This is a genomic window from Delftia sp. S65 (genome assembly GCF_016516495.1).
Classification (GTDB): domain Bacteria; phylum Pseudomonadota; class Gammaproteobacteria; order Burkholderiales; family Burkholderiaceae_C; genus Comamonas; species Comamonas acidovorans.
The window spans coordinates 72,975-85,283 of the sequence record NZ_JACVUR010000018.1; the positions used below are offsets into that span (position 1 = coordinate 72,975).

Annotated in this window: 16 protein-coding genes and 1 riboswitch; of the genes, 3 read left to right on the top strand and 13 right to left on the bottom strand. The window is 65.5% G+C overall.

Translation table 11 applies throughout. The annotated features are described in order from the left end of the window. Positions 1-28: 28 nt before the first annotated feature. The 3 genes from IAE24_RS16180 to IAE24_RS16190 all read right to left on the bottom strand — a co-directional run bounded on the left by IAE24_RS16180 (position 29) and on the right by IAE24_RS16190 (position 2,521). Positions 29-1,045 (bottom strand): D-2-hydroxyacid dehydrogenase family protein, encoded by a 1,017-nt coding sequence (locus IAE24_RS16180; RefSeq protein WP_013802619.1) that lies wholly within the window; start codon positions 1,043-1,045, stop codon positions 29-31. Positions 1,046-1,679: 634 nt separating this feature from the next. Then, positions 1,680-2,210: a DUF4124 domain-containing protein gene (locus tag IAE24_RS16185; RefSeq protein WP_199961654.1), complete on the bottom strand. Its 531-nt coding sequence runs from the start codon at positions 2,208-2,210 to the stop codon at positions 1,680-1,682. Between the two features lie 107 nt (positions 2,211-2,317). Then, the gene (locus IAE24_RS16190) at positions 2,318-2,521 is read right to left on the bottom strand and encodes a hypothetical protein (protein WP_071955643.1); all 204 of its coding nucleotides are present in this window, start codon (positions 2,519-2,521) and stop codon (positions 2,318-2,320) included. Positions 2,522-2,634: 113 nt separating this feature from the next. Continuing rightward, positions 2,635-2,698, top strand: a riboswitch (Fluoride riboswitch). Between the two features lie 81 nt (positions 2,699-2,779). Between IAE24_RS16190 and crcB the strand changes: the two genes are divergently transcribed. Both crcB and IAE24_RS16200 read left to right on the top strand, forming a co-directional pair. Next, the gene (crcB, locus tag IAE24_RS16195) at positions 2,780-3,166 is read left to right on the top strand and encodes a fluoride efflux transporter CrcB (protein WP_088164888.1); all 387 of its coding nucleotides are present in this window, start codon (positions 2,780-2,782) and stop codon (positions 3,164-3,166) included. Between the two features lie 178 nt (positions 3,167-3,344). After that, complete coding sequence (locus IAE24_RS16200) at positions 3,345-3,902, top strand: AAA family ATPase (protein WP_199961669.1); 558 nt, start codon at positions 3,345-3,347, stop codon at positions 3,900-3,902. A 47-nt stretch (positions 3,903-3,949) separates the two neighbouring features. Here the strand turns inward: IAE24_RS16200 and IAE24_RS16205 are convergent, their stop codons facing one another. The 4 genes from IAE24_RS16205 to lexA all read right to left on the bottom strand — a co-directional run bounded on the left by IAE24_RS16205 (position 3,950) and on the right by lexA (position 6,916). Then, positions 3,950-4,921: a FecR domain-containing protein gene (locus tag IAE24_RS16205; protein ID WP_199961655.1), complete on the bottom strand. Its 972-nt coding sequence runs from the start codon at positions 4,919-4,921 to the stop codon at positions 3,950-3,952. A 4-nt stretch (positions 4,922-4,925) separates the two neighbouring features. Beyond that, a complete protein-coding gene (locus IAE24_RS16210; protein ID WP_043781909.1) occupies positions 4,926-5,402 on the bottom strand; it encodes a sigma-70 family RNA polymerase sigma factor in 477 nt (158 codons plus the stop codon). Between the two features lie 254 nt (positions 5,403-5,656). Next, positions 5,657-6,079, bottom strand: a complete 423-nt coding sequence (locus tag IAE24_RS16215) for a hypothetical protein (RefSeq protein ID WP_043821086.1) — start codon at positions 6,077-6,079, stop codon at positions 5,657-5,659. A gap of 162 nt (positions 6,080-6,241) precedes the next feature. After that, positions 6,242-6,916, bottom strand: a complete 675-nt coding sequence (gene lexA / locus IAE24_RS16220) for a transcriptional repressor LexA (RefSeq protein WP_012205399.1) — start codon at positions 6,914-6,916, stop codon at positions 6,242-6,244. A 98-nt stretch (positions 6,917-7,014) separates the two neighbouring features. Here lexA and IAE24_RS16225 point away from each other — a divergent pair, with 98 nt between their 5' ends. Then, a complete protein-coding gene (locus IAE24_RS16225; protein WP_199961656.1) occupies positions 7,015-8,004 on the top strand; it encodes an asparaginase in 990 nt (329 codons plus the stop codon). 92 nt (positions 8,005-8,096) lie between these two features. Here the strand turns inward: IAE24_RS16225 and adk are convergent, their stop codons facing one another. From adk to IAE24_RS16255, 6 genes are all read right to left on the bottom strand, one after another. After that, a complete protein-coding gene (gene adk, locus IAE24_RS16230) occupies positions 8,097-8,753 on the bottom strand; it encodes an adenylate kinase (protein ID WP_012205401.1) in 657 nt (218 codons plus the stop codon). Positions 8,754-9,017: 264 nt separating this feature from the next. Beyond that, positions 9,018-9,815 carry a 3-deoxy-manno-octulosonate cytidylyltransferase gene (kdsB, locus tag IAE24_RS16235; RefSeq protein ID WP_199961657.1) on the bottom strand — a complete coding sequence of 266 codons (798 nt, stop codon included), beginning with the start codon at positions 9,813-9,815 and terminating at the stop codon, positions 9,018-9,020. Positions 9,816-9,882: 67 nt separating this feature from the next. Then, positions 9,883-10,065: a Trm112 family protein gene (locus IAE24_RS16240; protein ID WP_199961658.1), complete on the bottom strand. Its 183-nt coding sequence runs from the start codon at positions 10,063-10,065 to the stop codon at positions 9,883-9,885. Positions 10,066-10,129: 64 nt separating this feature from the next. Next, positions 10,130-11,146: a tetraacyldisaccharide 4'-kinase gene (lpxK, locus tag IAE24_RS16245; protein ID WP_199961659.1), complete on the bottom strand. Its 1,017-nt coding sequence runs from the start codon at positions 11,144-11,146 to the stop codon at positions 10,130-10,132. Between the two features lie 13 nt (positions 11,147-11,159). After that, positions 11,160-11,585: an ExbD/TolR family protein gene (locus tag IAE24_RS16250; RefSeq protein ID WP_199961660.1), complete on the bottom strand. Its 426-nt coding sequence runs from the start codon at positions 11,583-11,585 to the stop codon at positions 11,160-11,162. A gap of 31 nt (positions 11,586-11,616) precedes the next feature. Continuing rightward, positions 11,617-12,249, bottom strand: a complete 633-nt coding sequence (locus tag IAE24_RS16255) for a MotA/TolQ/ExbB proton channel family protein (RefSeq protein ID WP_012205406.1) — start codon at positions 12,247-12,249, stop codon at positions 11,617-11,619. Positions 12,250-12,309 lie beyond the last annotated feature (60 nt).

Consider the following 12,309-nt stretch of genomic DNA (forward strand, 5'->3'; position numbering starts at 1 on the left):
CGGCGCAAGCCCCCGCCTGATCCGGTCGTCAGCCTGCGCGGGCCGGGCCTGAGAACACCTCGGGATTGAGGATGTTGCTGGGCTGCCCCGCAACGAAGTTCACCACATTGTCGAAGGCAGCGCGAAAGTACAACTCGTAGCTGTCCTGCTCCACGTAGCCGATGTGCGGTGTGCAGATGCAGTTCTCCAGCCGCAGCAGCGCATGGCCCTGGAGGATGGGCTCGCTCTCGAACACGTCCACGGCCGCCAGGCCCGGCCGGCCTCGGTTGAGCGCACCCAGCAGGGCATCGGCCTCCACCAGCTCAGCGCGCGAGGTGTTCACGAACAGGGCGGTCGGCTTCATGCGTGCCAGATCCTGCGCCGTGACGATGCCGCGTGTGGCCTCATGCAGGCGCAGATGCATGGACAGCACGTCGGATTCGGTAAAGAAAGCCTCGCGCGATTCCGCCGCCGCAAAGCCATCGGCCTGCGCCTTCTGGCGCGAGCTTTCGCTGCCCCAGACCAGAACCTGCATGCCGAAGGCATGGCCGTAGTGCGCGACCAGCCGTCCAATGCGGCCGTAGCCCCAGATGCCCAGCGTGCGCCCGTGCAACACGCTGCCCAGTCCGAAATTCGCAGGCATGGACGCAGCCTTGAAGCCCGATTGCTGCCATGCGCCGTGCTTTAGGTTGGCGATGTACTGCGGCAGCCGCCGCGTGGCCGCCATGATCAGCGACCAGGTCAGCTCTGCCGGCGCAATGGGCGAGCCCACGCCCTCGGCAATCGCAACGCCCTGGTCGGTACAGGCCTGCACATCGATATGGGCGCCGGCCTTGCCGGTCTGCGCGATCAGCTTCAGGCGCGGAAGCTTTTCCAGCAGCTGCCGGCTGATCTGCGTGCGCTCGCGGGTCAGCACGATGATGTCCGCATCGCGCAACCGCACCGACAGCTGGCCAACGCCCTTGACGGTATTGGTGAAGACCTTGGCGTTGAAGGGCTCCAGCAGACGAGCACAGTCCAGCTTGCGCACGGCGTCCTGGTAGTCGTCAAGAATGATGATGTTCATTGCCTGTGAATCTGTCATAAGCCTTTGATTTATCTCCGGTTTGCCGCGCAAGATGTTGTCGGCAAACACTTTAATCTGTCGTTGCGCTCTGTCTTCGGCATCGTCGGCACTTGCCTGAGCTGGGCTGCTTGACGGTTCTATGAGACTCGCGCAGCCAAGGCCCTGAAGCCCGGCGAACACATTGTCGTTCAAGCTTGTGCCTGCCTGAGGCTGGAGGCTTCGGTCAGTACCAAATCTTGGACCTGTCGTTACAGAAGCCTCGCAGATGCCAAGGCTCAAACCGGCGAAGTGCGGCCGTTGGCCCACCATGCCAGCCGCACAGGCTGCTTCCGAATGGCAAGCTGCATCTTGCTCCGCTCGCACCGTGGCTTATCCAACGAACGCAGGCAGGCAGGACAAGGTCGGCTCCGCGCAACCGTATCAGTGGCTTACACACTGGAACGTCTTGGCGACGACGATGTCGAGAAGGCTTGGTGGATGGCCGCCTGTTGGCAAGGTCGGTGAAGACCGGGTTGGCGGCAGTCTGAAGAGGCTGCGTGGCATTGGGAGAATGCCTGAACATGTTCCCCCGCTGGTGAGTGGCGCGAGAGGAGTCATGATTGCGCTCGATATCTGGCAGTTCCGTGCCTGGTTCTCATTGAGAAACTGGTTGCTGAATGGAGTGGGGTACTCGCGGTGTCCCAATCACCTTCGGCGGCTCCTGCATCAGGGGCGTATTTGAGCCGCATGCAGCATTGACACCCGTGATCGCGGCATTGGTCCGCATCCGTTTTTCGTCTTGGGAAATGGTGCGAATGCTGGAGACGAATTCCAGCTCCTTGCGCGCCTGCTTGCACTGAAGGGACGCGCCGAGCTGCTCGGGCGCAGGAGCAGTTGTCTGGCGGGCTTGCTGCTCGATGACACGCTGCTGGCTCTCGATCTGGCGCTGCTGCATTTCGTTCATCTGGCGCTGATACTTTTGTTCATTCGCCTGTGCTGCATCAGCCCGTTCACGGGAGATCTCATCGTCCGATTTTTTGCGCTGTATCAGGGCGCCAGTGTCAGTGCTGCTGCAAGGACTGTCTGAGAAAGTCGACTTTCCAGAAGCATCCTTGCATTGAAAGACCTGGGCTGCGGCAGGCAATGCGAAAAGTACTGTAAAGATTGCTGTGGTCAAGAGTCGCATATGCATATCGATGAATTGATGGGCCTGATCGGAATCGAATTACAGACGAAGCATAGTCCTTTGACCCGCATGCCCGGCAACTTTCGTCTTGGTTCGAATGGCTCGTTTCACTCGGCGTCCCGCAGGGCAGCGCGGCGGGCTGCTTCAGCGGTCTCCTGAGCCTCCTTCTCGGCTTGCCTGAAACGTTCTTGTGCTGTGGTCGGTGTGCCGTCATGGCCGCCTGCGGCGCGCTCACCGATGTGAATGTTGGAAAGCCTTGCTGTGCCGTACAGCAAGGCCGCTGCAATGATCAGGAGCACGATGAATTTCATTGTTGCATTGTGCCGCTGGTCATTTGGAGGGTACAGCCAGCGTCTGCAACGCAATCTCACGCCTCTGCCGCTTGCCAGGTCCAGAGTAAACTCGCCCCCGCAGCCAGCACTCGCTGCACGATGGGAATGGAGCTTCCCGAAACCGCCCTGCGAAGGGCTGATGGCTCCTGCCTTGGTGGGATGGGTCCTGCCGGTGGCGGGGCCATGTCTTGATCCTGCCCGGCACGCCCGTCCCGGTTATTCGATGAAAGGACGGTCATGGGGTTCTACGGTTTCATTCTGGTGTTCGTTGGCGGCGGCCTCGGCTCCGCGCTCAGGCATGGCGCGAACCTGCTTGCACTGCGGCTGGTGGGCGGTGCCTATCCGCTGGGCACCTTGGCCATCAATGTGCTGGGTGCCTTCGTGATGGGTGTGGTGGTGGAGTGGTTTGCGCTCAAGACGTCGCTGCCGCAGAGTGCGCGGCTGTTTATCACCACAGGCATTCTGGGTGGCTTCACCACGTTTTCGACGTACGCGCTGGAGGTCGGCATGCTGTATGAGCGTGGCGACTGGCTGGCCTCCGTGCTGTATGCGCTGGGCTCGCTGGTGCTTGGCGTGGCTGCGCTGTTTGCGGGGTTGGGGCTGGTGCGCATGGTGGCCCATTGAGACACCGCGATTGCGCTATGCTGTGCGCCATGGCCCGCCTGAACGCAACGCAGATTATTCGCACCATCCATTGGATGGTGGGTTAGCCAGCGGCCTTCAGCGCCATGCAACCCGCCCAGAGGAGGCGGGTTTTTTCATTCCGTCTCCGGGGTTTTCTCAAGCCTTTCAGGAGATGGATATGCAGGTTTCCGAACAGTCCCAGCCCCGTTGCGCAGAATATGCCGATGCCCCTGCCGCCAACGCGCGGCTTGCCACGCTGCACATGGTTTGCGGCAAGATCGGCTCGGGCAAGTCAACGCTGGCGCGGCAATTGGCGGCCGGGCCCGGAACGGTGTTGGTCAGCGAGGATTCCTGGCTGGCCGGCCTGTACCCCGGGGAGATGCAGTCGGTGGCCGATTACGTGCGTTGCAGCACGCGGCTCAAGGGGTTGATGGGGGCGCATGTACAGGCGCTGCTGGACGCTGGCGTGTCGGTGGTGCTGGATTTTCCGGCCAATACCCTGGAGGGGAGGGGGTGGGCGCGCAGCGTGTTCGAGAAAGTGGACGCCTCGCACCGCCTGCATTTTCTGGATGTGCCTGACGAGGTCTGCAAGCAGCGCTTGCGTGTGCGCAATGCGGCAGGCGAGCATCCGTTTCAGGCCAGCGATGAGCAATTCGACCTGATCACGAGCTACTTTGTCGCGCCCTCCGACGAGGAGGGCTTCGACGTGGTGCATCACCCGTATGCGCCGGTCTGAAGTGCCGGCCTGGACAAGAGACTTCGCCACGGCCTCATCCCATCATCTCAGCTTGATCGCGCTTGCACCTCCACCCAATAGCGGGTGCGGCTGCGCAGTTGCAGAGGAAAGCGGCTGACGAGCGCGGCCAGTGCGCGATCCGTGTCATCCACGGGAAAGGCGCCCGAGACAAGCATCCCGGCGACCTCGGCCGAGCAGCCTAGGTAGCCGGGCCGGTAGCGGGCAAGGGCGTCAATCAGCTGGCCCAACGGCATGTCCAGCGCGACCAGGCCGCCTTCATGCCAGCTGGCTGCAAAGGGGTCTGCGGACGTGGGCGGCTGGGTGGCGCTGGACGAGAAGGCTGCCTGCTGTCCGGCCTGCAATTGCGCGGAGGGAGCATCGCTGGCCAGAGGCTGCAGGCGCACGGCCTTTTCCTGCACGGTGACATGGCACAGGCCATCGTCCGCAAGATGGACCGTGAAGCGCGTGCCCAGGGCCAGTACGTGGCCTTGCGGGGTCTGCACGCTGAAGGGGCGGCCCAGCGCGTCGGGCTCGGTGGCGACGAGGATGCGGCCACGGTGCAGGCGCAGCAGGCGCTGGCGGTCGTCAAAAACGGTGTCCAAGGCGGTTGCCGTATCCAGGGCCACCAGGGAGCCGTCGGGTAGCGTCAGATCCCGGCGCTCGCCCGTGGCTGTACGCTGGCCGGCCTGCCAGCTTTCCAGTGGTGCGCCTTTCCAGGCCATCCAGGCCGTGGCGCCGCTGCCCAGGCCCAGAGCCACGCCGCGCATCACGGAGCGGCGGGTGGGCGAGGCGCGACGGCCCAGCGCCTGGCGCGCCAGGGGGGCGGGCAGATGCGACAGCTGCGCGGTGACGGATTGCACGCGCAGCCAGGCGCGCTGGTGGGCGGGATCGGCCTCATGCCATTTTTGCCAGTCCTGTTGCAGGCCTGCTGTGGCAGAGGCGCCGCGCAGTTTCACGTGCCAGGCGGCGGCCTCATGCAAGGCGCGGCGGTCGTTGCCTTCCAGATGTCTCTCGCCCATGTGGCTATGCCAGGACCAGGCAGCAATGCTCCATCGCCCGGGTCAGGTAGTTGCTGACGGTGCGCAGCGATACACCCAGGCGCTGGGCGATCTCTGGGTAGCTCAGTTCCTCGAACTGGGCCAGCACGAAGGCTTCGCGAACCTTGGGAGGAAGGCCCTGGAGCATGCGGTCCACATCCAGCAGTGTCTGCTGGACGATGGCCTGCTCTTCGGGCGAAGGCGCCAGCGATTGCGGCAACTGGGCCAGATAGTCCAGATAGGACTGCTCCAGCGTGCGGCGGCGAAACAGGTCGGCGACCAGGCCCCGGGCGATGGTGGCCAGGTAGCGCCTGGGTTCGCGGATGTCCTGCTGCGGCAGGGGCGAGCGCAGCAGGCGCACAAAGGTGTCCTGGGCCAGGTCGGCGGCATCGTCACGGTTGCCCAGGCGTTTGCGCAGCAGGCTTTCCAGCCAGGGATGGTGGTTCTGGTAGAGGCTGTGCACGGAGAAGGCTGGGGCGGAGGAGGCGGGCGCAGTGGCAATCGCTGCTGCAAAAGATAATAAGAATGCTTATCAATTATCTTTCAGGCCGGCGCCCCTCCCGCAAAGAGGGCGTCCACTTGTTGCATGTGCGCTACAGGACAGTGGCGGCCGCCAGCCTGCACCAGCTTTGCGCAGGCCGATTCCTCGTGCGGCACGCGGTCCGCGCCGCCCAGGTTTGTGTCGTGCAAGGTGTGTCGCACACCTTGCATCGGGCCTCAGTTGGCTGCCGGTCCGCCATGCGCTTCCATGCGCTCCAGCGCAGCGCAGACATCCGCCATGCGCCCGGAGATGAACAGGCATTCCGGCTGCTCCTGCGGCGACCGCTGGATGATGCGCAGACCTGAAGGCTGCTCAGGTGCGGATTGCAGGGCGGGCTGCGTCGGCAGCAAGGGCAGGATCAGCTGGGCATCTCCATGGTCTGCAGCGCGTGCGGCCTTGCCGCGGCGCTGCTGGCTGCGCCGGCGTGCCTTGCTGAAAGAGATCACGTTGGCGGGCTCGGGTGCTGCGGCAGGTAATGGCTGGCACGCAGGGGCTTGTGCAAGAGGCATGGCCGACTCCATGGCGGTCGCAGTCAGGCGGATGCCATGTGCCAGGCGCAGGAAGGAAAAAGAAGACAGTGTTGGCAGAGCGAATCCCATGTGACGACTCCTGTTGGCGTGTTTCAAAGAGGCATGGACACAGGCAGGATTGCGGTTTGCGGGCAAAGCTCCGCCCAGGGCGAAGCTCCAAGGCTTCGCGCCTACCACCTGGGCGGTGCGTGAAATGGGGTGAGGCGGCCTGAGAAGGGCCGCCAGTCCGGCTTACATGGACATGCTGTTGCGGATCAGCCCCACGGCCAGGCCTTCAATGGCAAAGGCCTCTTCAGGGGCGACGCGAATCACCGGGTAATCGGGGTTTTCCGGCAGAAGTTCCACGCCCTGCGTGGTGCGGCGCAGGCGCTTGACGGTGACTTCATCACCCAGGCGCGCCACGACGATCTGGCCGTTGCGGGCTTCGTGTGCGGACTGCACGGCCAGCAGGTCACCGTCCATGATGCCCGCGTCGCGCATGGACATGCCGCGCACGCGCAGCAGATAGTCGGGGCGCGTCTGGAACAGGCTGGGCTCGACGGAATAGGTTTGGTCGATGTGTTCCTGCGCGAGAATGGGCGAGCCGGCCGCAACGCGGCCCACCAGGGGCAGCATCAGCGGTGCCAGGGCCGACAGCGGCAGTCCGAAGCTGGTGCCGCGCGCGGCATTGATGTTGCGCACGGTGTCGGTACGCAGGCGAATGCCGCGCGAGGTGCCGCTGACCAGTTCGATCACACCTTTGCGGGCCAGGGCCTGCAGGTGTTCCTCGGCAGCGTTGGCGGACTTGAAGCCCAGCGTGTTGGCGATTTCCGCGCGGGTGGGAGGCGCGCCCGTGCGGGAGATGGCGGCCTGGATCAGGTCCAGGATCTGTTGCTGGCGGGCGGTGAGCTTGGGATGGTCGAGCATGGCGTGCGTCCGGTCCTTGAGGGCAGATGGCAGGCTGGGAGGCCATCTGATGATTTATACAGTATCTGTATTTTTAACCAGTTTTCCAAGAGGTGCAAGTGGGGCAGTCAAAGTTGGTGATTCTGGGCACGGGCGGGACCATCGCCGGCCGGGCGGATTCGCAGTCGCAGGGCGTGGGGTACAAGGCCGGGCAGATCACGGTGCAGTCGCTGCTGGAGGCCGTGCCGGACCTGGAGCAGCAGGCGCTGGGACCCGTGCAGACGCAGCAGATCGCGCAGGTGGACAGCAAGGATATGGACTGGCCCGTGTGGCGCGCGTTGCTGCGCGCCTGCATGCAGGCACTGGAGGATGCGGACACACGTGCCGTGGTGATCACGCATGGAACGGACACGCTGGAAGAGACGGCCTGGCTGCTGCACAGCCTGCTGCCGGCCACCAAGCCCATTGTGTTGACCTGCGCCATGCGCCCGGCCACGGCCCTGTTGGCAGACGGACCGCAGAATCTTCGCGATGCCGTGACCGTGGCTGCCAGCGGTGGGCGCAGCGGCGTATGGGTGGTGGCAGGCGGCGAGGTGCATGCGGCAGCCCAGGTGCAGAAGGTCCATCCCTACCGGCTGCAGGCAATGCGCTCCGTGGAAGGCGGGCCGCAGGCGTTGGTGGAGGAAGGGCGTGTGCGCTGGCTGGTGCCCGATGCGCCGTCCTCCCCCGCCGCGCCGTCCACGGGGGCCATGGTGCCTGCGACCATGTCATCTGATCTGCTGGCGCTGGATGAGCTGCCCTGGGTCGAGGTGGTGTTCAGCGGCGCCTTGGCGCGTGCCAGCGGTGTGGATGCGCTGGTGGCGGCAGGCGTGCGTGGCATCGTCGTGGCTGGCACGGGCAATGCGACGGTTCACGAAGGCATGGAAGCGGCCTTGCAGCGTGCCCGCGACAAGGGTGTCTGGATCTGGCGGGGCACGCGCTGTGCCGAAGGCCTGCCCGTGGCCTCCGGCCTTGGGACCAACCCGGCAGAGGCCGATCTGGCGCAGCTGCCTGTGGCAAAGGCCCGGATTGCGATGATGCTGGCGCTGGCAGCACAGCCGCGCGATTGAGCCGGGCGGCGACGCCGGCATTTCTTCAATTGCTGGCGGTCAACAAAAAAGCACCCGGCGGGTGCTTTTTTCGTTGCGGCACATGGCCTGCATCACTCAGCCAGTGCAGCCAGTGCGCGTTGGGTGATGTCCTCGACCGAGCCCAGGCCGCTGATGGCTCGGTACTTGGGCGCCGCTGCAGCTTCCTTTTCGGCCCATGCGCGGTAGTAGTCCACCAGGGGGCGGGTCTGGCTGCTGTAGACGTCCAGGCGCTTCTTGACGGTTTCTTCCTTGTCGTCTTCGCGCTGCACCAGCGGCTCGCCGGTCACGTCGTCCTGGCCTTCGACCTTGGGCGGATTGAACTTGACGTGGTAGGTGCGGCCCGAGGCGGGGTGGGAGCGGCGGCCGCTCATGCGCTCGATGATGGCGTCGAAGGGCACGTCGATCTCCAGCACGTAGTCCAGCTTCACGCCAGCGGCCTTCATGGCGTCTGCCTGGGGAATGGTGCGGGGAAATCCATCAAACAGGAAGCCGTTGGCGCAATCGGCCTGGGCGATGCGTTCCTTGACCAGATTGATGATCAGGTCGTCGCTGACCAGTTGGCCGGCGTCCATCACGGCCTTGGCCTGCTGGCCCAGGGGCGTTCCGGCCTTGACGGCGGCACGCAGCATGTCACCGGTGGAAATCTGGGGGATGCCGTACTTCTGGCAGATGAAAGCGGCTTGCGTGCCTTTGCCGGCGCCGGGTGCGCCCAACAAAATCAGTTTCATGGAAGTCCTTGAGGAGAGTAGAAATTCTTGTCTGCCGGATCGGCCCACCGGGGCGGACAGTCCATGCGTCATATTTTTGTCGCGGGCAAGGATAGCACGCACAGGGCTAACACTGGCTTACACGCAGAGGGCAAAACTGTCGCCTGTGCAATCTCCAAAAACTGCGTTTTGCTGTCCGACAAAACCGCATGTGCAGTTGTGTTGTGAATGGCGATGCCGGGCATCGCCATTGGCGCATCTGTATTGGCGTATGCGGGATCGGATTCAGGCGGACAACCGGGCGCGCACCCGTTCCAGGTCTTCGGGGGTGTCCACGCCAGGGCCTGGTGCATGGGGCGTCAGGTGGACGGCGATGCGGTGGCCGTGCCACAGCGCACGCAACTGTTCCAGCGCCTCCAGCACCTCGGTGGGGGCGGGAGAAAGCTGTGGGAAGCTGCGCAGGAAACCGGCACGGTAGCTGTAGATGCCGATGTGGCGCAGTGGCGCGAAGCCGGGGTGGCCCGGCGCTGCCGATGCCGCTGCAGATGCCGTCTCCCACCATGCCTGGCCTGCATGTTCACGCGCAAAGGGGATGGGGGCGCGACTGAAATAGTGGGCCATGCCCTGGGCATCGCAGACGACCTTGACCACGTTCGGATTGGTGAAGTCGGCCAGGCTGTCGATGGCATGTGCCGCCGTGCCCATGCTGGCCGAGGGCTGCTGCGGCAGCAGGGCGGCCACGGCATCGATGAGGTCGGGAGCGATCAACGGTTCGTCGCCCTGGACGTTGACGACGATGTCGTCGCCATCCAGGCCCAGCAGTTCGCAGGCCTCGGCCAGGCGGTCGCTGCCGCTGGCGTGGTCGTTGCGCGTGAGCACGGCCGCAACGCCGTGCGCGGCGCAGGCGGCGACGATGCTCTCGTCATCGGCCGCGACCACGCAGCGCGTGGCGCCGCTGAGGCCGGCACGCTGTGCCACGCGCACGACCATGGGAAGGCCTGCAATGTCTGCGAGGGGCTTGCCTGGCAGGCGGCTGGAGGCAAGGCGGGCAGGAATCAGAACCGTGAAGGGCGCGGTGGGCATGGTGCGTTGCGGAGATGGTCGAAAGTGCGGGCGCGGGCGTCGTCGGAAATCGGGCCTTGCGGCGCGATCAGTCCTCGAGCTCGTCGTCGTCCAGCGTGCGGGCTTCGGCCTCCAGCAGCACCGGGATGCCGTCGCGCACGGGGTAGGCCAGGCGCGCGCTGCGCGAGACCAGTTCCTGGTGCTCGCGGTCAAAGCGCAGCGGGCCATTGGTGACGGGGCAGACCAGCAGTTCGAGAAGTTTGGCGTCCATGGCGGATCCTGTGTTTTGGAGGGAGAGGGCGGGCCGTGGCGGCCAGCCAAGACGGTGATGATAGTCAGGCGCGTGGCCTGCGCAGCGCCTGCAGCCGCTGATCCAGCAGCGCCCAGAAATCTGGCGGAAGCTGCAATTGCAGCGCAACGGACCAGGCCTGGGGATGGCTGCGCCACAGCTTGACGGCATCCTTTTCGGTGCAGACCAGCGGGTCTTCATTGCGACCCAGACGCTGGAAGCTCTCAAAATTATAGTGATCCGGCAGCGCCTGGGCGTGCTCCAGCGCCAGGCCCTGTTCAGTGGCCAGCATGGAGAAAAAGCCCTCGGGCCGGGCCACGGCGGCCACGGCCTCCACGGGCCGTCCGCGCAGGGCCGCCAGGGGAATGCGCTCACCGTGCGCATTGACGCCTTCAGCGGCCAGTTGGCGATGCATGGCAAAGGCGGGCGCATCCGTTGGTGGGCAGGTGCCCGCGTGCAGCACGGCGGTGACGGGGCGCGGCCAGGGTTCGCGCAGGGGGCCTGCCGGCAGCAGCCAGCCATTGCCGATGCCGTCGTCGTTGAAGACGCACAGCTCGATGTCGCGGGCCAGGGCCAGGTGCTGCAGGCCGTCGTCGCTGATGACCACATCCACCTGGGGATGGCGGGCGCGCAGGGCCTGGACGGCCTCGATGCGCTTGCGGGCCACGAAGACCGGCACGCCGCTGGCGCGAGCCAGCAGCGCGGGTTCATCGCCCACATCGGCGGGGGCGCTTTCGGGCGTGGCTTCTCGGCAGTCATCCGTGCTGCGGCCATAGCCGCGCGAGACGATGCCAGGGCTCCAGCCGCTGTCCCGCAGATGGCGGGCCAGGGCGAGCGTGACGGGGGTCTTTCCGGCGCCGCCCGCAATCACGTTGCCGACGACGATGACCGGAATGCCGGCCTGGCCTGCACGCCTGAAACCCAGTGCATAGGGCAGCCGATGCAGGCCCAGCAGGGCACGGTACAGCAGGGACAGGGGAAAGAGCGCGCAGGCCAGCGGGCCGCGGTGGCGCCAGGCCGCGCGAAGCCCCCGGGCTGCGGGGGCGGGGCCATTCCCGGGCATGGAGGCCTTGCCCTCAGCGCCCGGCGCTGGCCGAGGTCTGCGTGGCAAAGGTGATCTGGGACAGTCCGGCGCGGCGCGAGGCCTCCATCACCGACACCACGGACTGGTGCGGCGCGGTGGCGTCGGCGCTGATGATGACCACGCTGTCCTTGCCGGCAACGGCCGCTGCGGCCAGTGCCTGGGTCAGGCCGGTGACGCTGCGGTCTTCCACGGCGGCCTTGTTGATGGCGTAGCGGCCGTCGGCGGCGATGGCGACGATGATTTCGCGGGGCCGGTCGCGCTGCTGCTCGACATCGGCCACGGGAAGGGTCAGCTGCAGCTCGGTGAACTTGCTGTAGGTGGTGGACAGCATCAGAAAGATCAGCACCACCAGCAGCACATCGATGAACGGGATCAGGTTGATCTCGGGCTCGTCACGGCGGCGGGGACGGAAGTTCATGGCAGGTCTCTCGCGTGCGGGTTCTGCGGGTTCACTTGCCGCCGACGCGCACCAGGTGGCGCACGAACTGCTCGGAGGCCAGCTCCATGCCCAGCAGGTAGCCATCGACGCGGGCGCGGAAGTAGCGCCAGAAGATCAGCGCCGGAATGGCGACGATCAGGCCGAAGGCCGTGTTGTACAGGGCGATGGAGATGCCGGCCGCCAGCTGTGCCGGGTTGCCGCCGCCGGTGGCCGATGCGCCGCCTTGCGAGCCGAAGATCTCGATCATGCCGATCACCGTGCCCAGCAGGCCCAGCAAAGGCGCGGCAGAGGCGATGGTGGCCAGCGCGCTCAGGTGCTTTTCCAGCGTGTGGGCAGCAGCGCGGCCGGCGCCTTCCATGGAGGCGCGAAGCTCTTCTTCGCTGCTGTCCGGATGGGCCTGCAGGGCGCGCAGTCCGCTTGCCAGGACTTCGCCCAGCGTGGAGTTCTGGGACAGCTGCTGCACGACTTCCTGGCTGGGCAGGCCGCGCGAGGACACGGAAATCGCCTCGCCCAGCAGGGCGGGCGGCGCCACGCGGGCCGTTTTCAGCGCCACGAAACGTTCAAAGACCAGGGCCAGAGCCAGGATGGAGCAGGCAATCAGTGGCCAGATCGGCCAGCCTGCGGCTTGTATGATCGACAGCAAGTTGTTTTCCCCCCGCGTTTAACTGCAGCCGACGATTATGGCCCAGCCATATGGCCGGTC